The 20040-nt window shown below is 62.8% G+C and carries 17 protein-coding genes and 4 tRNA genes; 15 read left to right on the top strand and 6 right to left on the bottom strand.

Annotated features, from left to right (window positions below):
• Positions 1-40 precede the first annotated feature (40 nt).
• From purF to AC3B5Q_RS18340, 8 genes are all read left to right on the top strand, one after another.
• A complete protein-coding gene (gene purF / locus AC3B5Q_RS18375; protein WP_004574897.1) occupies positions 41-1546 on the top strand; it encodes an amidophosphoribosyltransferase in 1506 nt (501 codons plus the stop codon).
• Between the two features lie 16 nt (positions 1547-1562).
• A complete protein-coding gene (locus tag AC3B5Q_RS18370) occupies positions 1563-2774 on the top strand; it encodes an O-succinylhomoserine sulfhydrylase (protein WP_021784493.1) in 1212 nt (403 codons plus the stop codon).
• Positions 2771-3544 carry an SDR family oxidoreductase gene (locus AC3B5Q_RS18365; protein WP_012053269.1) on the top strand — a complete coding sequence of 258 codons (774 nt, stop codon included), beginning with the start codon at positions 2771-2773 and terminating at the stop codon, positions 3542-3544. Before AC3B5Q_RS18370 ends, AC3B5Q_RS18365 begins: the two co-directional genes overlap by 4 nt.
• Before the next feature lie 219 nt (positions 3545-3763).
• Positions 3764-3839, top strand: a tRNA-Val gene (locus AC3B5Q_RS18360).
• A gap of 65 nt (positions 3840-3904) precedes the next feature.
• Positions 3905-3981 (top strand) — tRNA-Asp (locus AC3B5Q_RS18355).
• Between the two features lie 99 nt (positions 3982-4080).
• Positions 4081-4157, top strand: a tRNA-Asp gene (locus AC3B5Q_RS18350).
• 142 nt (positions 4158-4299) lie between these two features.
• A tRNA-Asp gene (locus tag AC3B5Q_RS18345) sits at positions 4300-4376 on the top strand.
• Positions 4377-4576: 200 nt separating this feature from the next.
• Positions 4577-5383 (top strand): DUF2242 domain-containing protein, encoded by an 807-nt coding sequence (locus AC3B5Q_RS18340; protein ID WP_103443911.1) that lies wholly within the window; start codon positions 4577-4579, stop codon positions 5381-5383.
• Between the two features lie 290 nt (positions 5384-5673).
• Here AC3B5Q_RS18340 and AC3B5Q_RS18335 read toward each other — a convergent pair whose 3' ends face one another.
• The 4 genes from AC3B5Q_RS18335 to AC3B5Q_RS18320 all read right to left on the bottom strand — a co-directional run bounded on the left by AC3B5Q_RS18335 (position 5674) and on the right by AC3B5Q_RS18320 (position 10928).
• Entirely contained in the window at positions 5674-6714 is a 1041-nt protein-coding gene (locus AC3B5Q_RS18335) for an AraC family transcriptional regulator (protein ID WP_028698028.1), read from the bottom strand.
• A 4-nt stretch (positions 6715-6718) separates the two neighbouring features.
• Complete coding sequence (locus tag AC3B5Q_RS18330) at positions 6719-7837, bottom strand: nitrilase-related carbon-nitrogen hydrolase (RefSeq protein WP_103463159.1); 1119 nt, start codon at positions 7835-7837, stop codon at positions 6719-6721.
• A 189-nt stretch (positions 7838-8026) separates the two neighbouring features.
• A complete protein-coding gene (locus tag AC3B5Q_RS18325; RefSeq protein WP_274118699.1) occupies positions 8027-9670 on the bottom strand; it encodes a TULIP family P47-like protein in 1644 nt (547 codons plus the stop codon).
• Positions 9671-9695: 25 nt separating this feature from the next.
• On the bottom strand, positions 9696-10928 hold the full coding sequence (locus tag AC3B5Q_RS18320) for a TULIP family P47-like protein (RefSeq protein ID WP_021784074.1): 1233 nt from the start codon (positions 10926-10928) through the stop codon (positions 9696-9698).
• Between the two features lie 325 nt (positions 10929-11253).
• Here AC3B5Q_RS18320 and AC3B5Q_RS18315 point away from each other — a divergent pair, with 325 nt between their 5' ends.
• Both AC3B5Q_RS18315 and AC3B5Q_RS18310 read left to right on the top strand, forming a co-directional pair.
• A complete protein-coding gene (locus AC3B5Q_RS18315) occupies positions 11254-13290 on the top strand; it encodes an NADPH-dependent 2,4-dienoyl-CoA reductase (RefSeq protein ID WP_103443913.1) in 2037 nt (678 codons plus the stop codon).
• A 160-nt stretch (positions 13291-13450) separates the two neighbouring features.
• Entirely contained in the window at positions 13451-14344 is an 894-nt protein-coding gene (locus tag AC3B5Q_RS18310; protein ID WP_021784072.1) for a 1-aminocyclopropane-1-carboxylate deaminase/D-cysteine desulfhydrase, read from the top strand.
• Here AC3B5Q_RS18310 and AC3B5Q_RS18305 read toward each other — a convergent pair.
• Positions 14335-14880: a cytochrome b gene (locus tag AC3B5Q_RS18305; RefSeq protein WP_021784071.1), complete on the bottom strand. Its 546-nt coding sequence runs from the start codon at positions 14878-14880 to the stop codon at positions 14335-14337. The genes AC3B5Q_RS18310 and AC3B5Q_RS18305 overlap by 10 nt on opposite strands.
• Before the next feature lie 280 nt (positions 14881-15160).
• Positions 15161-16183 (bottom strand): DUF1853 family protein, encoded by a 1023-nt coding sequence (locus AC3B5Q_RS18300; protein ID WP_021784070.1) that lies wholly within the window; start codon positions 16181-16183, stop codon positions 15161-15163.
• Between AC3B5Q_RS18300 and AC3B5Q_RS18295 the strand changes: the two genes are divergently transcribed.
• Genes AC3B5Q_RS18295 through AC3B5Q_RS18275 form a run of 5 tightly spaced genes read left to right on the top strand, consistent with a single transcriptional unit; the run spans position 16182 to position 20028 of the window.
• Positions 16182-17072: an NAD(+) kinase gene (locus tag AC3B5Q_RS18295; RefSeq protein WP_003247220.1), complete on the top strand. Its 891-nt coding sequence runs from the start codon at positions 16182-16184 to the stop codon at positions 17070-17072. The two genes, AC3B5Q_RS18300 and AC3B5Q_RS18295, sit on opposite strands and share 2 nt — an antisense overlap.
• Positions 17072-18043: a metallophosphoesterase gene (locus tag AC3B5Q_RS18290; protein ID WP_021784069.1), complete on the top strand. Its 972-nt coding sequence runs from the start codon at positions 17072-17074 to the stop codon at positions 18041-18043. Before AC3B5Q_RS18295 ends, AC3B5Q_RS18290 begins: the two co-directional genes overlap by 1 nt.
• A complete protein-coding gene (locus AC3B5Q_RS18285; RefSeq protein WP_021784068.1) occupies positions 18040-18927 on the top strand; it encodes a rhomboid family intramembrane serine protease in 888 nt (295 codons plus the stop codon). The genes AC3B5Q_RS18290 and AC3B5Q_RS18285 overlap by 4 nt, the downstream gene beginning before the upstream one ends.
• Before the next feature lie 13 nt (positions 18928-18940).
• Positions 18941-19201 (top strand): YeaC family protein, encoded by a 261-nt coding sequence (locus tag AC3B5Q_RS18280; RefSeq protein ID WP_003247224.1) that lies wholly within the window; start codon positions 18941-18943, stop codon positions 19199-19201.
• Complete coding sequence (locus tag AC3B5Q_RS18275; RefSeq protein ID WP_103443914.1) at positions 19198-20028, top strand: DUF2797 domain-containing protein; 831 nt, start codon at positions 19198-19200, stop codon at positions 20026-20028. The genes AC3B5Q_RS18280 and AC3B5Q_RS18275 overlap by 4 nt, the downstream gene beginning before the upstream one ends.
• The last annotated feature ends 12 nt before the right edge of the window (positions 20029-20040 follow it).

Genomic DNA, 20040 nt, shown 5'->3' with positions numbered 1-20040 from the left:
ACTATTCACTCAAGTTTCATCAAAGTAGGGGTTGCGTCGCATGTGTGGCATCGTCGGTATCGTCGGTAAGTCGAACGTCAATCAGGCGCTGTATGACGCGCTTACGGTCCTCCAGCACCGCGGCCAGGACGCTGCCGGTATCGTGACCAGCCATGACGGCCGGTTGTTCCTGCGCAAGGATAATGGCCTGGTGCGCGACGTGTTCCAGCAGCGCCACATGCAGCGCCTGGTAGGCAACATCGGCATTGGCCACGTGCGCTACCCGACTGCGGGCAGCTCGACCTCGGCCGAGGCCCAGCCGTTCTACGTCAACTCGCCTTACGGCATCACCCTGGCTCACAACGGCAACCTGACCAACGTCGAGCAGTTGGCCAAGGAGATCTACGAGTCCGACCTGCGTCACGTCAACACCAACTCCGACTCGGAAGTGCTGCTGAACGTGTTCGCCCATGAGCTGGCGGTGCGCGGCAAGCTGCAGCCGACCGAAGAAGACGTGTTCGCTGCGGTCTCCCATGTGCACAGCCGCTGCGTTGGCGGTTACGCCGTGGTGGCCATGATCACCGGCTACGGCATCGTCGGTTTCCGCGACCCCCATGGCATTCGCCCGGTGGTGTTCGGCCAGCGTCACACCGACGAAGGCGTGGAATACATGATCGCCTCGGAAAGCGTTGCCCTGGACGTGCTCGGCTTCACCCTGATCCGCGACCTGGCACCGGGCGAAGCGGTGTACATCACCGAAGAAGGCCAGCTGTTCACCAAGCAGTGCGCCGAAGCGCCAAAGTTGCAGCCGTGCATCTTCGAGCACGTCTACCTGGCTCGCCCGGACTCGATCATCGATGGGGTCTCGGTGTACAAGGCGCGTCTGCGCATGGGTGAAAAGCTGGCCGACAAGATCATGCGCGAGCGCCCCGATCATGATATCGACGTGGTCATCCCGATCCCGGATACCAGCCGTACTGCCGCGCTGGAACTGGCCAACCGGCTGGGCGTCAAGTTCCGCGAAGGTTTCGTCAAGAACCGTTACATCGGCCGTACCTTCATCATGCCCGGCCAGGCTGCGCGCAAGAAGTCGGTGCGTCAGAAGCTCAACGCTATCGAGCTGGAGTTCCGCGGTAAGAATGTGATGCTGGTGGACGACTCGATCGTGCGCGGCACCACCTGCAAGCAGATCATCCAGATGGCCCGCGAAGCCGGCGCCAAGAATGTCTACTTCTGCTCCGCGGCTCCTGCAGTACGCTACCCCAACGTCTACGGCATCGACATGCCGAGTGTTCACGAACTGATCGCCCACAACCGCACCACCGAACAGGTGGGTGAGTTGATCGGCGCCGATTGGCTGGTCTATCAGGACCTGCCAGACCTGATCGACTCGGTCGGCGGCGGCAAGATCAAGATCGAGCAGTTCGATTGCGCGGTGTTCAACGGTGAGTACGTCACTGGCGATATCGACGAAGCCTACCTCGACCGCATCGAGCAGGCCCGTAACGACTTGGCCAAGGTCAAGAACCAGGCCGTCAGCGCGATCATCGACCTTTACAACAACTGATTTTGGGAGCGACGGCATGACGGATCAATGGGATGCCGGGCGACTGGACAGTGACCTCGAGGGTGTCGGTTTCGACACCCTGGCGGTGCGCGCTGGTCAGAACCGTACCCCGGAAGGCGAGCACAGCGAAGCGCTGTTCCTGACCTCCAGCTATGTGTTCCGCACGGCAGCCGATGCTGCTGCGCGTTTTGCCGGTGAAACACCGGGCAACGTCTACTCGCGCTACACCAACCCGTCGGTGCGTGCCTTCGAGGAGCGCCTGGCGGCCATGGAAGGGGCCGAGCAGGCCGTGGGTACGTCCACCGGCATGGCGGCGCTCCTGGCCGTGGTCATGTCGCTGTGCAGCGCCGGTGACCATGTGCTGGTGTCGCAGAGCGTATTCGGCTCCACCATCAGCCTGTTCGAGAAGTACTTCAAACGCTTTGGCGTACAAGTGGACTACGTGCCACTGGTCGACCTCACCGGCTGGGAAAAGGCCATCAAGGCCAACACCAAACTGCTGATCGTCGAATCGCCCTCCAATCCGCTGGCCGAGTTGGTCGATATCACTGCGCTCAGCGAAATCGCCCATGCACATGGTGCCATGCTGGTGGTGGACAACTGTTTCAGTACCCCGGCGTTGCAGCAGCCGCTGAAGCTGGGTGCCGACATTGTGTTCCACTCGGCCACCAAGTTCATCGACGGCCAGGGCCGCTGCATGGGCGGTGTGGTTGCCGGCCGTACCGAGCAAATGAAGGAAGTGGTCGGTTTCCTGCGTACCGCAGGTCCAACCCTCAGCCCGTTCAACGCCTGGATCTTCACCAAGGGCTTGGAAACGCTGCGCCTGCGTATGCGTGCACACTGCGAAAGCGCTCAGGCCCTGGCCGAATGGCTGGAGCAGCAGGACGGCGTGGAGAAGGTGCATTACGCCGGCCTGCCCAGCCACCCGCAGCACGAACTGGCCAAGCGCCAGATGAGCGGTTTTGGTGCAGTGGTCAGCTTTGAGGTCAAGGGTGGCAAAGAGGGCGCGTGGCGTTTCATCGACGCTACCCGAGTGATTTCCATCACGACCAATCTGGGTGACAGCAAAACCACCATCGCTCATCCGGCGACCACCTCACACGGTCGTCTGTCGCCGCAGGAGCGTGAAGCGGCGGGTATCCGCGACAGCCTGATCCGCGTTGCCGTGGGCCTGGAAGACGTGGCCGACCTGCAGGCTGACCTGGCGCGCGGGCTGGCAGCATTGTGATCGAAATCAGCGGCAGCACCCCGGGCCACAATGGCCGGGTAGCCTTGGTCACAGGTGCCGCCCGCGGCATCGGTCTGGGCATTGCCGCATGGCTGATCTGCGAAGGCTGGCAAGTGGTGCTGAGTGATCTGGACCGCCAGCGTGGTACCAAGGTTGCCAAGGCGTTGGGCGACAACGCCTGGTTCATCACCATGGACGTTGCCGACGAGGCCCAGGTCAGTGCCGGAGTGTCCGAAGTGCTCGGGCAGTTCGGCCGGCTGGACGCGCTGGTGTGCAATGCGGCCATTGCCAACCCGCACAACCAGACGCTGGAAAGCCTGAGCCTGGCCCAGTGGAATCGGGTGCTGGCGGTCAACCTCAGCGGCCCCATGCTGCTGGCCAAGCATTGTGCGCCGTACCTGCGTGCGCACAATGGGGCGATCGTCAACCTGACCTCTACCCGTGCTCGGCAGTCCGAACCGGACACCGAGGCTTATGCGGCAAGCAAGGGCGGCCTGGTGGCCTTGACCCATGCCCTGGCCATGAGCCTGGGCCCGGAGATTCGTGTCAATGCGGTGAGCCCGGGCTGGATCGATGCCCGTGATCCGTCGCAGCGCCGTGCCGAGCCGTTGAGTGAAGCTGACCATGCCCAGCACCCAACGGGCAGGGTGGGGACCGTGGAAGATGTAGCGGCCATGGTTGCCTGGTTGCTGTCACGCCAGGCGGCATTTGTCACCGGCCAGGAGTTTGTGGTCGATGGCGGCATGACCCGCAAGATGATCTATAGCTGAGTACCTTGTTTAAACTGCGCCGGCCTTTTTGCGGGTAAACCCGCTTCTACAACGGTTAATGTCCGACTGTAGGAGCGGGTTTACCCGCGAAGAGGCCGGCACAGGCAATAACCTCACGTTGCCTTTTTGAAAAAAATTCAATGGGGCTATTGACTTAGCTTCGTCACCTGCGTAAATTTCGCGGCCTCAGCGAAGCAAACGCAACAAGCAACATCGCGAGGGTGATTAGCTCAGCCGGGAGAGCATCTGCCTTACAAGCAGAGGGTCGGCGGTTCGATCCCGTCATCACCCACCACTTCCTGAGATGTTCCTGGAGTATCGGATTCGCAAGAAGCCGATAGCCAGAGAGGAACGCACTGCGCAGCGGTAGTTCAGTCGGTTAGAATACCGGCCTGTCACGCCGGGGGTCGCGGGTTCGAGTCCCGTCCGCTGCGCCATTTTTCAGTAACAGATGGGTGCCTTGCACCGGTCTGAGGCCACAAGGCAAACACCTTGGGCTGATCCCAGTTTCAATCGGGCGCAAGCCTGAACGATACGCAGCGGTAGTTCAGTCGGTTAGAATACCGGCCTGTCACGCCGGGGGTCGCGGGTTCGAGTCCCGTCCGCTGCGCCATCTTCGTTTCAAGGTCCCTAGAACGCCTTGAAGCAAACACAAGAGAAGCGATCACGTTATCGCTTTTTTTGTGCCTGCCCTGAGGCCATTGCGCCGGAAAGGGTAGACCCAGTTTTCAATCGGGCGAAAGCCTGAATGATACGCAGCGGTAGTTCAGTCGGTTAGAATACCGGCCTGTCACGCCGGGGGTCGCGGGTTCGAGTCCCGTCCGCTGCGCCATCTTCGCTTCAAGGCCCCATGAACGCCTTGAAGCAACGTTAAAGCGACCTTCGGGTCGCTTTTTTCGTTGGTGCACCTGGCAAATGCCGGCCTTTACCCGGTTCTACACCAAGCTTACAGATTCTTCACCGACCAGTGGTTCCTGTGCCTGCCTGCTGTGTTGCACAATAGGCACTTCCCTCACATACCCGGAATTCGCAATGACCAGATCTTCCGTCTTTGGTGCGCTCGGGCTGGCCCTGGTGCTGGCGGGCGTGACCGGTTGTTCCTCGAAAAAAGCGGCCGTCTATGAGCACGAGAACTTCGATGACTCGGGCACCTTCTCGCGCAGCTTTCCGGTGAGCGATGCCGGCTCTTGCGAGGCCGCCCGGCGTGCTTTGCTCAGCCAGGGATACATCATCACCAGCAGCGGCGCCAACCAGGTGGTAGGTAACAAGAGCTTTCAGCAAAACAGCGAGAACCACCTGCAGATCAGCTTCAATGTCACCTGTGCACCGGACGTGAGCGACGACCAGCACTCGACCATGTTCGCCAACGCCCTGCAGGACCGCTATGCGCTGAAAAAGTCCAACACCTCCGCCAGCCTGGGCGTGGGAGTGCTGGGTTCGGTGTCGATGCCGATCGGCTCCAGTGACGACTCGATGGTCAAGGTAGCTAGCGAGACGGTGACCGCGGCGCAGTTCTATGACCGCTATTTTGCCTTGGTGGAGAGTTACCTGCCCAAGCCGAAGAAGGTCGAAAAGGCCAAGGTCGAGGCGCCCAAGGTGGAAAAGCCGGCGGTGGACCTGGGGCTGCCGGAGCAGGCTGCGGCGAACCCGGTGGCGCCGGCTCCTGCGCCTGTGGCTGAGACTGCGCCAGCGGCCGTTGCCCCGACCACTGAGGCAGTGGTGGCTCCGGTGGTGGATGACAGCCAGGGTTCACAACCGGTGGCTCCACCGGTGGAGGCTGCGCCGATTCAGGTGCAGCAGGATGCCCAGCCGGCGGAGGTCGCAGCCCCCTCCCTTTGATTGGTCGTCTGAACCGGCCCTTTCGCCGGCAGCCCGCGAAAGGGCCGGTTCAGGCTGTAAACATTCTCTGTTACAGACGCCCCGCGATAACCTCCTGAACACCTGCTACGTTTACCTCTCATAAGCTTGTCATCATCCCTTCATCCCACCTGCTTAGGCTGAAGGCGATACCTACAAAGGCATAATGAGCAAAGAGGACGCAGGGCAATGGATGAATACCAGGAAGAACTACTCGAAACCCAGGCTTACGAACTGGACACCCCGGAACCGGCCGACGACGCCACCGAACTCTAGCCCGGCTGCCGCTGGCTGCGGCGGAACTCCCCCGGCGTGAGGCCCGTCCAGCGCTTGAATGCGCGCTGGAAGGCCTCGGCCGAAGCAAACCCCAACAGATAGGCAATCTCGCCAAAGGCCAGCGCCGTGTCACGGATGTAGGTCTCGGCCAGGTCGCGCCGGGTTTCGTTGAGCAGGTCGCGAAAGCGCGTGCCTTCCTCGGCGAGCTTGCGGCGCAAGGTCCAGCTTGGCAGCTGCAAGTGCAGCGCCACTTCCTCCAGGTCCGGTTCACGGCCGCCATTGAGCAGCGGGCCCAGCAGGTGAGTAATGCGCTCACCCAGGCTGCGCACCCGCGTGCGCTGCAGCAACTCTGCTTCGCACAGCTGCAACAGGTGCTGCCAGGTACTCGGGCAATGCCCGGGGTTGGCCAGTTGCAAGGTGGCGCGGCTCAGGCGCAGCTGATTGCCGTCCGCGGCGAACTGCACAGGTGTGCTGCAGAGTGGTTGATAGCGCGCGGCATAGGAGGGCGCGGCAAACTCGATGTCCAGGCGTTCGGCCTGCACCGGGGTGCCGGCAAGGTCGGCCAATTGGGCCAGCCACCCGGCCAGCAGTGAGTCGACCACAAAGCGGTTGTAGTCGTTATATGGGCTGATGGAGTAGAAACGCAGCCAGGCGCCCTGGTCATCTTCCTGAAAGCTGGAATGGCCACGGTAGTTGGCCGCGTAAAGCGGCTCGAAACGCAGCAGGGTGCGCGCGGCCTCGCCGAGAGTGGGGGCCTGGGCCGCAGTGACCCCGGCCAGACCTGTATGTGCCAACCGGCTCAGGCGCCCTATGCGCAGACCTAAAGCGGCCTCACCGCTCATTTCGATAGCGGCGTGGCCCAGGTGCATGTAGCGGGGGATGGACAGGCGTGCGCCGGCCTCGCTCAGGCGTGTAGCATCCAGGCCGTAGCGGCGCAGCAAAGGTTCAGGGTCGTGGCCCAGTTCGCGCAGGGCTTCGCTCAAAGGCTGGACAAAACCAACCGACAGCTCGCCCAGGCGCACGCGGGGGCGGGCCATGGGCTTACAGCCACACATTCAGCAGGCGAGCACCCGGGCTGGGTGGGGCGGCGAGCAACGCTCCCGACTGGTGAGCAAAGCCCTGGCCATCGCTGCCCTGTTCCCAGAACTGCCCGCGCATGAACACGCTCATGCTGCTGATGCCGGCTCCGGCCACTTCGGTCAGGCGTTGCCAGGCCGCCTGTTCACTGACTTCGCCGCGCTGCAAGGCCAGCCCGGCGCTGGCATCCTGGTGGCGATTTCCCCGCCAGGGTGCTTGCCAGCTGCCCTTGCCACTGAGAAACGCCGGGTTGGCGACCAGTTGTACGGCTTGTTCAGTCAGTTGTCGGTGGTTGTCCGGGTACCAGCTGTCGCTGCCTACCAGCACCCCCAGGCGCCCGGCCGGGGTCTGCACGACCTGCAGCGAGTGCTGGCGGCCGCCGTGGACGTAGCGGCGCATTTCACTGTCGGGATATTGCTGACGCTGCGGCTCGCCCAGCAGCGAGCCATCGCCGGCAAACACCACACTGCTGTTGAACAGTGGGCCACGGCCGGCATGCAGCACGCCCTGTTTCACATAGGGTTCGGGCAGCACGATCGAGCCGGCCACCAGGGTGACGCCAAATTCCTTTGCCAGGCCGCCAAACAGTTGCTGGTAGTCTGTGGCCATTTGCTCGGCCTTCATGCGCAAGTGCGCATCGGCACGCCAGTCGTCGCCCTCAGCGCCAAGAACCGCGAGGCCGTAGCGAAGCGGGTTGCTCAGTTCCAGCCATTGCAGGGCCTCGCGGCTGTGGCTGACCTGGTACAGCTCGTTCTTCTCACCGCGCGCCCACAGCCAGGTACCGATATGCTCCGGCAGCACCACCACGGTGCGCGGCCCCACCAGCCCCTGGGCACGGGCTTGCTCCAGATAAGCGGCGAGCTTGCGGTGCAAGCGCTGCAAGTTCTGATAGTCGCCTGGGAACAGCAGTGGTTCGACACCGAGCAAGTTGCCGTGCTCGCCCGGTACGCCATGGTTAAGCGCCAGTTCGATGCGCAGGTCGGACAGGTAGTGGCCTTCCGGGCGCTGTTGGGTCCAGAAACCGTAGCCGCAGACGGCGGCGATCATCACCAGCGCCAGGGCGCTTGCCAGGAGTTTTCGCATCAAGCGTGGGTATTCGCTAAAAGTGGAGTGGCCATGCGGAGCGATGAAGCCGCAATCTCGCGCCTTTTGATCGGTTTGAGTAGCGCACTGCATTGAACCATGCACAATCGACTTTTGATCATACCAAAGGAATGGCGATGGGCGTGCAACGAACCCCGGGCATTGAGGCCCGGGGTTGTGTAGGCAAGGTCAGGCGGCCAGCGTCGCGAGGGCGAGGCGTTTGTCCTGGATGCAGAACTTCTCGAGCAACTTGAGCGAGCCGCCGAATATCAGCGCACCGGAGTAGGTGATGTCGGTCAGGACAAAGGCATCCGGTTCACTGAAGGGCCATTTGACCTGGTTCGCCGCCACTTTGACCATGGGCGCTATGGACGGAATGTTGTTGGTTACCCCACCCGCCACCACGCGCTCGATGATCACGTGGATGACGATGCTGACAATGGCCACCACCAACGCTGCGATGATGCCGACGATCAACGCCATCACCTTGCCGCCCACACCACCAGCCACCGCAGTGGCCACGGCGGCAATCGCGCCTAGGATGGCTTCGGTGACGACCACCCAGGTGGCGATGTCTGTCGTGTTTTGGACATCCGGGTCTCCGACCATGGCATATACCATCACCTGTTCGCCCTTGTCGTTGACGCCCAGTTGTAGCGTCTGCTTGGTGACGATGCGGGTATAGGCCACGATACCAGGTGAGATGTCGGTGCGTACCTTGCATTCGGTACGGATATAGGACTCGTCGAAGTTGATATCGAACTTTTCGGCCACGGGATGATAGGTGATGGCCCCAAACTTGACGCTGTCGAGCTTCAGGTCGTTGGCAGTGATGGATGTGCCCGCCGCATCCAGGGTGAAGTTGGCCTCGGTGGTACCCTCGAAGATGAACGGCAATGCCGCCAGCAACTGGTACTTGACGAAGATCTCCCGGCTGATGAGGAAGTTGGCATTGTTGTCCGCAGCCAGCATCACGGCAGGCAACTGGTTCGGCAACCCCGTGGAGTCACGCTCGTTGGTCATGGCCAGCACCCCGAAGATGCTGCTTTCCTCACTGTTCTTGTCGGTATAGGCATAGCTCATGGAGGTGGCCCGCAGCCATTTGAATTCCTCGCTTTCCTTGCCCATGTTGTTGATCAGTACGGTACTGAACAGGGTGTCGAACTTCTTCAGGTTCTCGGGCTGGTTCAGCCAGTCTTCGAGTACGCCGCGCATCACGCTCTGGTCAATGCCGCTCAAGACGTTGTTCGGGTCCCTCAGGGCAATCACCGCAGCGATCGGGTCATCCGGGTCCGTTGCCTGGGTGTTGACTTGCAGTTCATACGTGCCGTCTGAAGCCGATATTGGATTGGGCGCCGGGAAGTAGCTGAGCTTGACGTAGACATCCGCAGACATCCCCTGGACCTGGTAGGTTTTGCCGTTGAGGCCTTTGTATGTCCCTGAGCCGAAGGGGATGCGTACCTTGACGTTGCGTCCGTCGCCGCCGGTGGTAATCGACCAGGCGTCGAAGTCTGCCTTGAGCGAGAAGCTGTCGACCCCTGCGTCGATGTTGGCGGGGTAGGTTTTTTCCAGGGCGATGCGCTGGTTGAGCGCAGAGACCCGGCAGATGTTCACGGTATCCCAGCCATTGGTCGTGACCGTACTGGCCAGCGTTCCGGCATTGGTCAGTAGCTGCGCGGCGCGCAAGGTGTCTTCGGAACTGTGTACAAGCGCCGCGTTGCGGTACAGCGGCGATTCGCGCAGGGTCTGGCGCGCGGTTTCATTGAGGTGATCGAGGCGTAGCGAGATGGGCTGGGCAAACCCGGCCAGCATGACCTTGCTTTCATTGCTCATGATACGGCTCCTTGTGTTGGTGGGGTCACACGTAGTTGATGACAAGGGCCTCGGCGAGGTAGCTCGACGAAGCGGTATGCGTGTCGTTGCTCCAGGACACGCAATCGATGGTGTCGGCCTTGACCGAGCCGCCACGCGCGGCGATGGCGCTGATCAGGTCATCGGAGATCACAGCAGTGACGATGTGGGTGATCAGGCTGACGATGGGCGAGAGCCAGGCCAGGTACCAGGGAATATGCACTTCCTTTCTGAAGTCGGACGACTGCTTGACGAAGGTGATGGTGTTGCCATCGAGCACCAGCTTCATCCTCAGCCAGCCGTTCCACTTCATGTCGATGCCTGCGTGCAGGTCGCAGTCGCCCTGATAGTCGACGGTGATGAAGTCACCGAGCATTCGTGCAGGGTTGCAGCCGGCGAAGACAACGGGGGTGTACCAGATCGCCCCTGATTTGATGGCCTTCATACGCAAGGTCGGTATGTTGACCATTTGCGTATTGTCGACACGATAGTCCTGCGCCGTGGCGCCCTGGTAAAGCTGAAGCAGCCCGGGCAGTACCAGGTGCTCCAGTACCAGGCGTGGAGACAGCACGTAGCTCGACTGCCCACCCTGGCTGATGCCTGACACATCGATATCCAGTGGCAGCTCACTGATGTCGCGCTCGGTACATACGGCCATGATCGCCAGGAAGCCCGAATCGAGGTAGGCATAGGTGCATTTGCGTGGTCTGGCCCATTCCGGGGCGGTGGCTTTGCTGAAGTTGATGGTCGCGAAGGTGTGGGTGAACTGTAGGGGATGCTCGACCAGGTAGTTGCAGATACAGTCCAGCACCACGGTGGCGAAAGGGCCTAGCGAGCCGTCGGGGTCTTGCAGGGTGATGCCGCGTAGCCAGCCACCTTCGTTGTCCTGCAGGGGTTGAGTGGCTCCGGCCTTGCGCAGGAAGGCCGACTTCAACTGCATCTGGCCGTCGCCTTGTGGCAACAGCGACAGGGTGACCTCGATGATGGCAACCGCGCCGGCCAGCGAGCGGCTGGTGCCACTGGCCTCGAAAAAGCCTGAACGTATAGGCATGCGCAGGCGCAGCAAGCGACCGCCGCCACCGTTGACGACCGACCAGCAGTCGAACACCCCGTGGCAGGCGTAGCCTTCATCCGAGGTATAGGAAAATTCGTGGTCGAGGCTGTTCCAGCTGGCTGCCAGGTCACTGTTCACGCTGTCCTGGCGAACGATGCTGATGGTGTCCCATCCTTTTGTCAGCATGAGCGAACCCTCCGGGCGCACTGATAGGCGCCGCGTTCCATGGGTGGATGATCAAACGTGCTTGAAGAGTCTGGCAGAGCCGCGTTGTCTGGCAAATGCGCGGGGAGACTGTTTGGCGATCAAGCCAGGCGAACCTTATAGCGCTGAAGATCTGGAGCCTTCCCGACAGGTGCTGACTTTGCTGTTCATAATGATCATTAACTTGTCATTTTTGATCATTGAGGCAATTCAAACGGCTGTTTAATGTCGCAGGCAGACAAACGACGGGGCCCGCCACCCAGTGAGGTGCCCGCATTTCGTGATCACGCCATCAGGGGACCTTTCCATGGCCGCCGACCGCTACCCGCACCTGCTTGCCCCGCTGGACCTGGGCTTTACCACCTTGCGCAACCGCACCCTGATGGGCTCGATGCACACCGGCCTCGAAGAGCGCCCCGGCGGCTTCGAGCGCATGGCTGCATACTTTGCCGAGCGCGCGCGCGGTGGCGTTGGCCTGATGGTCACTGGCGGCATTGCGCCCAATGATGAAGGCGGGGTGTATTCCGGTGCGGCAAAGCTCAGCACCGAGGAAGAGGCCGACAAGCACCGCATCGTCACCGAGGCGGTGCACGCTGCCGGTGGCAAGATCTGCCTGCAGATCCTGCATGCCGGGCGCTACGCCTACAGCCCACGACAGGTGGCTCCTAGCGCGATCCAGGCGCCGATCAACCCGTTCAAGCCCAAGGCGCTGGACGAGGCGGGTATCGAGAAGCAGATTGCCGACTTCGTCAATTGTGCCGTGCTGGCCCAGCGTGCCGGTTACGACGGTGTCGAGATCATGGGTTCGGAAGGCTACTTCATCAACCAGTTCCTGGCCGCCCACACCAACCACCGCACCGACCGCTGGGGCGGCAGTTATGAAAACCGCATGCGCCTGGCAGTGGAAATCGTCAGCCGGGTGCGTGGCGCGGTAGGGCCGAACTTCATCATCATCTTCCGCCTGTCGATGCTCGACCTGGTCGAGGGTGGCAGCACCTGGGACGAAATCGAGCTGCTGGCCAAGGCCATCGAGCAGGCCGGCGCTACCTTGATCAACACCGGAATCGGTTGGCACGAGGCGCGTATTCCGACCATCGCCACCAAAGTGCCGCGTGCGGCCTTCAGCAAAGTCACCGCCAAGTTGCGGGGCGTGGTGAGCATTCCGCTGATCACCACCAACCGCATCAACACCCCGGAAGTGGCCGAGGCGGTGCTGGCCGAGGGCGATGCGGACATGGTCTCGATGGCCCGACCGTTTCTCGCCGACCCAGACTTCGTCAACAAGGCCGCTGCCGGTCGCGCGGATGAAATCAACACCTGCATCGGCTGCAACCAGGCCTGCCTGGACCACACCTTCGGCGGCAAACTGACCAGTTGCCTGGTCAACCCGCGTGCCTGCCACGAGACCGAACTCAACTACCTGCCTGTACGTGCGGTGAAGCGCATTGCCGTAGTAGGCGCCGGCCCGGCTGGCCTGGCGGCGGCCACCGTGGCGGCCGAGCGGGGCCACGCGGTGACCCTGTTTGACGCCGCCAGTGAGATTGGTGGCCAGTTCAACGTCGCCAAGCGGGTGCCGGGCAAGGAAGAATTCTTTGAAACGCTGCGTTACTTCCGCAACAAGGTCAAAAGCACGGGCGTCGACCTGCGCCTGAATACCCGCGTGGATGTGCAGGCACTGGTGGGCGGCGGCTTTGATGAAATCATCCTGGCTACCGGCATCGCCCCGCGTACCCCGGCGATTGCGGGCGTGGAGCATGCCAAGGTGCTCAGCTACCTGGACGTGCTGCTCGAGCGCAAGCCGGTGGGCAAGTCGGTGGCCGTGATTGGCGCGGGAGGTATCGGCTTCGATGTGTCCGAGTACCTGGTGCATCAGGGCGTGGCCACCAGTCAGGACCGAGGGGCATTCTGGAAAGAGTGGGGCATCGACACCCAGCTTCAGGCGCGAGGTGGTGTGGCCGGGATCAAGGCCGAGCCGCACGCCCCGGCACGGCAGGTGTACCTGCTGCAGCGCAAGAAATCCAAGGTGGGTGACGGGCTCGGCAAGACGACCGGCTGGATTCACCGCACCGGGTTGAAAAACAAAGGGGTGCAGATGCTCAACAGCGTCGAGTATCTGGCTATCGACGATGCCGGCCTGCACATTCGTGTGGACGGCGGCGAGGCGCAGGTGCTGGCGGTGGACAATGTGGTGATCTGTGCCGGGCAAGATCCGCTGCGCGAGCTGCAGGAAGGGCTGGAGGCGGCGGGGCAGTCGGTGCACCTGATTGGTGGCGCGGATGTGGCGGCCGAGCTGGATGCCAAGCGAGCGATCAACCAAGGCTCGCGGTTGGCGGCTGAGCTCTGAGGTCGTCGGGGCTGCGTGAGCCCGATACCTGCGCGGTAACCGGTGGGAGCGGGCATGCCCGCGAAACAGGCGACGCGGTGGATGGCACCGGCTTTGCCGGTGTTCGCGAGCGAACCCGCTCCTGCAAGCGCTTCCGGGCTTTCCCTGTAAACTGCGATCCATGCATGTATTCGACCTTCCCCAAGCCCCGCTGCAATTTCTGGACTTACCCTGGCTGAATCAAGCCCAGGTCCAGGCTGCCATTCTGCGCCTGGACCTGATCGACCCGCTGATCAGCGGCAACAAGTGGTTCAAACTACGTCACCACCTTCAACAGGCCGTCGCCTGCAATGCCCCGGGCCTGATCAGCCTCGGCGGCAACCATTCCAACCATCTGCACGCCTTGGCCGCTGCCGGCAAGCGTTTCGGCTTCGCCACTGTCGGCCTGTTACGCGGCCATGCCCAGGACACGCCAACCGTGCGTGACCTGCAGGCGCTGGGCATGGAACTGCATTGGCTAGGCTACGGCGGCTACCGTGCACGCAACGAACCCGGTTTCTGGGAACCCTGGCAAGCACGCTATCCAGGCTGGCACTGCATCCCCGAAGGGGGCGGCGGGCTGGCCGGTGCGCAGGGCTGCGCACTGATCATGCAGCAGGCGCGCGAGCAGATCGCGGGATTGGGCTGGTCAGACCATGACGCCTGGTGGCTGGCTGCTGGAACGGGGACTACCTTGGCCGGCCTTGTGCTGGCCGAGGCGGGTGCACATGCCGTACATGGTGCGTTGGCAGTGCCCAGGGATCATGGGGTGCCAGAGACGGTGGCAGCCCTGGCCGGCACGCACGGCTACCAGCTGTACGACGCCTGCCGTGGCGGTTTCGGAAAATTCGACGATGAGCTACTGACCTTCATCGCCGACTGCGAGCGGCGCACTGGCGTGCCGCTCGAAGCCCTCTATACCGGCAAGGCTCTGCTGGCCTTGCGTGATCAGGTTGCTGCCGGGCAGTTCAAGCCCGGCAGCCGCCTGATCTTCGTGCACACGGGTGGCCTGCAGGGCCGACGCGGTTACTTGTAGGGCAGCATGCGCAACAACGTGTTGTCGCGTTGCACATAGTGGTGGTAAAGCCCGGCCAGTGCATGCAGGCCGATCAGCCAGTAGCCCCAGCTGCCAATACGCTCATGCCAGCCTTTGATGAACTTGGCCTGGTCCGGGTTCGGGCCGATCAGATGTGGCAGCTCCAGGCCGAAGAACGGCACCGGTTTGTCGGCGGCGCTGAGGATCAACCAACCGGCCAGCGGCAGACCGATCATCATCAGGTAAAGCGCTAGGTGCATCAGGTGCGCCAGGCCGGTCTGCCAGGCTGGTGGTTTTGGCACGATGGGCGGAGTCGGACGGCTCAGGCGCATGGCCAGGCGCAGCCAGACCAGCACGAACACGCTGAGCCCCAGCATGAAGTGCAGGTCCTTCATCAGGTTGCGTTCGGCGCTGTCCTTGGGAAACAGCCCACGCAGTTCGATAAGGGCATAGACAGCAGCCAGCAGCACCAGCATCAGCCAATGCAGGGCGATGGACAGGCGCGCGTAATGGGTCGCGGGGTTGGATGAAACCATGATCGGTCCTCGTCATCAGGTCGGGAAGGCGCTCTTGCTGGCGCTCAGGTGCCATTGTAATGGTTACCAGAAACGAATCTTTGCGCTGGGTCTGTGAAAATTGTGTTGCCAGCCACCGGCCCCTTCGCGGGCACGCCCGCTCCCACAGGTATGGACTGCCCCCAAGAAGTTGGACACCAATCCACCCCTTGGGGGGCAGTCCAGGCACTGCACAGGCTTCAAAGACTGTGCAGTACCTGTGGGAGCGGGCGTGCCCGCGAAGGCGCCGGACCAGGCGACATCAGTTACCGGGCAGATACGGCCAGTCATCAGCCACCAGAAACACCCGCTCCACCTCCTGCCAGGCGCCATCGGGCTCCTGCTCCAGTCGCACCAGCAACTGCGCCGGTGCCTGCTGCTCCAGCATATGCAACCAGGCTGCAAACTGCTCCGCCAGCCAGCATTCGCCTGCCTCGAACCGCGCAGGTGCCAGCCAGGCATGCCGTTGCAGCGGCTGCCACCGTTCACCTTCAGCCAGCACCCAGTCCTGCCGTCGCACCCAGCGCCCGTGCAAATGCTGCGGGTTGGCGCCGGTGGGTGGCTTGGCATGGCCCGGCCACGGGTAGAAAAGATAGCCGCCCAGCCACACATGTGCCTGTACCTGCTCAATCCCCAGCTTGGCCAGCATCTCGCGGCTCTGCGCCCCCTTGGACATGGGCAACTGGTGCCCCGCCAGGTGTGCAAGCTTGGTCCCCAGCCGATCATGGCAACCAGGCCCCAGCCAGGCATGCGGGTCGTGCCCGGCGTCTTCCGGGCCCAGGTACAGCTTGATCGCCAGTTCCAGGTGGTGCACGCCGTCGCGGTCGCGCAGCACCACGTCGAGCTCGCCCAAGGTGCGCCCGCCGTCGCGAATCGCCAGGTTGGCGGCCAGCAGTTCGATGCCTGGCGCCTGGCTCAGGGCAAATTGCCACAGGCGTTCGTAGTAATGTCCCAGGCGCCGGCTGCCCAATTGCGCCAGCCACTCGCGCAACGGTCGGTCATCGGCATCCAGGGCCCGCAACCACTGTTCAAGGCGTTGCGGCTGCTGCGCCCACAGGCTGCCCGCCAGCGGGTGTCGCTGGGGGCAGGGCGGGGCGCTGAGCAGGGGCGGCGACAACAGGGCCCATGCCAGGTCACGCACGGTGGAGTGCTGCAATTGTCGGGGCAGGTCGTGGAGCTGGGCGAATGGCGTCATCCTGCGAGCATAGCCGGTTTGCCGCTGCCCGGTGGTTTCGCCCATAATCGGCGCATCGTCACCCGCCGCAGAGCCTCGCAGGAGCCCCATGGAGCAATTTCGCAATATCGGTATCATCGGTCGCCTTGGCAGCTCGCAGGTGCTCGACACCATTCGCCGACTTAAAAAATTCCTCCTCGATCGCCACCTGCACGTGATCCTCGAGGACACCATTGCCGAAGTGCTGCCCGGCCATGGTTTGCAAACATCCACCCGCAAGCTGCTGGGCGAGGTCTGCGACCTGGTCATCGTGGTCGGCGGCGACGGCAGCCTGCTGGGCGCAGCCCGCGCGCTGGCCCGGCACAACATTCCGGTGCTGGGTATCAACCGTGGCAACCTGGGTTTTCTCACCGACATCCGCCCCGACGAGCTGGAACAGAAGGTCGCCGAAGTGCTCGACGGCCACTACCTGGTGGAAAACCGCTTCCTGCTGCAGGCCGAGGTGCGCCGCCACCACGAGGCCATCGGCCAGGGCGATGCGCTGAACGACGTGGTGCTGCACCCGGGCAAGTCCACGCGCATGATCGAGTTCGAGATCTACATCGATGGCCAGTTCGTCTGCAGCCAGAAGGCCGATGGCCTGATCGTCGCCACCCCCACCGGCTCCACTGCCTATGCGCTGTCGGCCGGTGGCCCGATCATGCACCCCAAGCTCGATGCCATCGTCATCGTGCCGATGTACCCGCACACCTTGTCGGGCCGGCCGATCGTGGTCGACGGCAACAGCGAGCTGAAGATCGTGGTGTCCAAGGACCTGCAGATCTACCCACAGGTGTCCTGTGACGGCCAGAACCACTTCACCTGTGCCCCCGGCGACACCATCACGGTCAGCAAGAAGCCGCAGAAACTGCGTTTGATCCACCCGCTGGACCACAATTACTACGAGGTCTGCCGCACCAAGCTGGGTTGGGGCAGCCGCCTGGGGAGCAGTGACGACTGATGCTCGATCCGGCGCGAAGTTTTGACATCATCGGCGACGTGCACGGCTGTGCGCTGACCCTTGAACGCCTGCTCGACGCCCTCGGATACAAGCGCGTGGCCGGCGTGTGGCGCCACCCGCGACGTCAGGTGCTGTTCCTTGGCGATATCGTCGACCGCGGGCCACGCATTCGTGAGGCACTGTACATCGTCCACGACATGGTCGAAGCCGGCCAGGCGTTCTGCATCATGGGCAACCACGAATACAACGCCCTGGGCTGGGTCACCCCGGCGCTGCCAGGCAGCGGCAAGGCCTATGTACGCGAACACACGCCGCGGCATGCCCGGCTGATTGACGAAACCCTGACCCAGTTTGCCCAGCACCCTGGCGACTGGCACGATTTCGTCAACTGGTTCTACCAGCTGCCGCTGTTCGTTGACGCCGGCCGTTTCCGTCTGGTGCACGCCTGCTGGGACCCGCGGCTGATCGAGCCGCTGCGCCAGCAATACCCCGACGGACGCATCGATGAACACTTCATCCAGGCCTCGGCCGTGAGTGGCAGTTTTGCCGACACCGTGTGCAACCGCCTGTTGCGCGGTACCGACATGCGCCTGCCGGACGGGCTGACGCTGACCGGCGGCGACGGCCTGACCCGCGCGTTCTTCCGCACCAAGTTCTGGGAAGAAGACCCGAAAACCTACGGTGACATCGTGTTCCAGCCCGATGCCTTGCCCGAAGACGTGGCCAGCACCCCGCTCAGCCACAGCCAGAAGAACGCCTTGTTGCGTTATGACGAAGACCAGCCGATGCTGTTCGTCGGGCATTACTGGCGCAGCGGCCGCCCGGCACCGATCCGCGCCAACCTGGCCTGCCTGGACTACAGCGCCGTGCTCTACGGCAAGCTGGTCGCCTACCGGCTGGATGATGAAACCCGTATCGACCCACACAAGTTCGTCTGGGTCGACGTCGACCGCCCACAGGCCAACCAATGAACATTATCGAAGTGATGCGCCTGCCGCTGTCGGTCGACCTCAGCGGCTTCGTCCACCTGTTGCAGCGCCTGCAGGTGCCGCACCGGGTAAGCGAGGAGGGCGATGCCCAGGTCCTCTGGGCTCCCGACACCCTGGCCGAAGATGTGCTGCAGCTCTACCAGCGCTACCCGGACGGCAACGCCGACCTGCCGGCCAGCGCCGACCTTGTAGGGGCGGGTTCACCCGCGAATGCCCCCACACAGCCTTCCCTGGCGGCCCAGGCCAAGGCCTGCAAAATCACCACCCTCACTTTGCTGCTGTGCTTCATCGTCGCCGGCCTTACGGGGCTTGGTGACAACTTCACCACCATCAGCTGGTTCACCTTCCTCGACTTCCGTGTCCAGGGCGACTACCTGTACTTCACCTCGCTGGCGCAAACCCTCGACCAAGGCCAGTGGTGGCGACTGGTGTCGCCCATGCTGCTGCACTTCGGCGTGCTGCACCTGGCCATGAACAGCCTGTGGTACTGGGAACTGGGCAAACGCATCGAACTGCGCCAGGGCCCGTGGGCGTTGCTGGGCCTGACCCTGCTGTTCAGCCTGGTCTCCAACCTGGCCCAGCACTACACCAGCGGGCCGAGCCTGTTTGGCGGCCTGTCCGGCGTGCTGTACGGCCTGCTCGGGCATATCTGGCTGTACCAGTGGCTGGCGCCCGACCGTTACTTCAACCTGCCCAAGGGCGTGCTGGTGATGATGCTGATCTGGCTGGTGGTGTGCCTGACCGGCGTGGTCGGCACCCTCGGCCTTGGCCAGATCGCCAATGCCGCCCACGTCGGCGGGCTGCTCATCGGATGCCTGACCGGGCTCTTGGGTGGGGCGCTGGCCCGGCGTAAACTGTCGGCTTGAATCAGGAGACACTATGTCCACTTTCGCGCAAATGATTGAAAACATCACCCCGGAAATCTACCAGAGCCTGAAACTGGCGGTGGAAATCGGCAAATGGTCGGATGGCCGCAAGCTCACGGCCGAGCAGAAAGAACTGTCGCTGCAGGCGGTCATCGCCTGGGAGATGAAGAACCTGCCCGAGGACCAGCGCACCGGCTACATGGGCCCACAGGAATGCGCGTCGAAGTCCGCGCCCATCGCCAACATTCTGTTCAAGTCGGACTCGGTACATTGATCGAACTCGCTCGTGGCTCGTTGAGCAAAATGGGCGTCAGCCTGCAGGCACCGGTGGTGCAGTACAGCTTCCGCCTGGATGACATGCAGGTGCCGGTCAACCCGATGATCGGCCAGCGCCTGCGCCTGGAATACCTCGGCGCCATTCATTGCAGCCATTGCGGCAAGCGCACCAAGACCAGCTTCAGCCAGGGTTACTGCTACCCGTGCATGACCAAGCTGGCCCAGTGCGATGTGTGCATCATGGCCCCGGAAAAATGCCACTACGACGCCGGCACCTGCCGGGAGCCGTCGTGGGGGGAACAGTTCTGCATGACCGACCACATCGTGTACCTGGCCAATTCGTCTGGGATCAAGGTCGGCATCACCCGTGCCACCCAACTGCCCACCCGCTGGCTCGACCAGGGTGCCAGCCAGGCGTTGCCGATCATGCGCGTGGCCACTCGGCAGCAATCGGGCCTGGTCGAAGACGTGTTGCGCAGCCAGGTGCCGGACCGTACCAACTGGCGTGCGCTGCTCAAGGGCGATGCCGAGGTGCTCGACCTGCCGGCCATCCGCGAGCAGGTCTTCGAAGCCTGCGCCGACGGCCTGCGCGAGTTGCAGGGGCGTTTCGGCCTGCAGGCTATCCAACCGCTGCCGGACGCAGAGGTGGTGCAGATGAACTACCCGGTCGAGGCATACCCCAAGAAGATTGTCAGCTTCAACCTCGACAAGGACCCGGTGGCCGAGGGCACGCTGCTGGGCATCAAGGGCCAGTACCTGATCTTCGACACCGGTGTGATCAATATTCGCAAGTACACGGCCTACCAGTTGGCCGTGCTCCAGTAAAAAGGACCTGCA

The sequence above is a fragment of the Pseudomonas sp. D5(2026) genome (genome assembly GCF_057766845.1).
The sequence above is the reverse complement of the archived record's forward strand: the minus strand, read 5'-3'. Positions and strand labels throughout refer to the sequence as shown.

Bases quoted from the DNA above. Each gene is read 5' to 3' on its own strand.
- AC3B5Q_RS18325 (WP_274118699.1), bottom strand. From the start codon at position 9,670: ATGAGCAATGAAAGCAAGGTCATGCTGGCCGGGTTTGCCCAGCCCATC.
- AC3B5Q_RS18335 (WP_028698028.1), bottom strand. From the start codon at position 6,714: ATGGCCCGCCCCCGCGTGCGCCTGGGCGAGCTGTCGGTTGGTTTTGTC.
- AC3B5Q_RS18295 (WP_003247220.1), top strand. From the start codon at position 16,182: ATGGAGCAATTTCGCAATATCGGTATCATCGGTCGCCTTGGCAGCTCG.
- purF (WP_004574897.1), top strand. From the start codon at position 41: ATGTGTGGCATCGTCGGTATCGTCGGTAAGTCGAACGTCAATCAGGCG.
- AC3B5Q_RS18330 (WP_103463159.1), bottom strand. From the start codon at position 7,837: ATGCGAAAACTCCTGGCAAGCGCCCTGGCGCTGGTGATGATCGCCGCC.
- AC3B5Q_RS18310 (WP_021784072.1), top strand. From the start codon at position 13,451: ATGCATGTATTCGACCTTCCCCAAGCCCCGCTGCAATTTCTGGACTTA.
- AC3B5Q_RS18370 (WP_021784493.1), top strand. From the start codon at position 1,563: ATGACGGATCAATGGGATGCCGGGCGACTGGACAGTGACCTCGAGGGT.
- AC3B5Q_RS18315 (WP_103443913.1), top strand. From the start codon at position 11,254: ATGGCCGCCGACCGCTACCCGCACCTGCTTGCCCCGCTGGACCTGGGC.
- AC3B5Q_RS18290 (WP_021784069.1), top strand. From the start codon at position 17,072: ATGCTCGATCCGGCGCGAAGTTTTGACATCATCGGCGACGTGCACGGC.
- AC3B5Q_RS18300 (WP_021784070.1), bottom strand. From the start codon at position 16,183: ATGGGGCTCCTGCGAGGCTCTGCGGCGGGTGACGATGCGCCGATTATG.
- AC3B5Q_RS18340 (WP_103443911.1), top strand. From the start codon at position 4,577: ATGACCAGATCTTCCGTCTTTGGTGCGCTCGGGCTGGCCCTGGTGCTG.
- AC3B5Q_RS18320 (WP_021784074.1), bottom strand. From the start codon at position 10,928: ATGCTGACAAAAGGATGGGACACCATCAGCATCGTTCGCCAGGACAGC.
- AC3B5Q_RS18305 (WP_021784071.1), bottom strand. From the start codon at position 14,880: ATGGTTTCATCCAACCCCGCGACCCATTACGCGCGCCTGTCCATCGCC.
- AC3B5Q_RS18280 (WP_003247224.1), top strand. From the start codon at position 18,941: ATGTCCACTTTCGCGCAAATGATTGAAAACATCACCCCGGAAATCTAC.
- AC3B5Q_RS18285 (WP_021784068.1), top strand. From the start codon at position 18,040: ATGAACATTATCGAAGTGATGCGCCTGCCGCTGTCGGTCGACCTCAGC.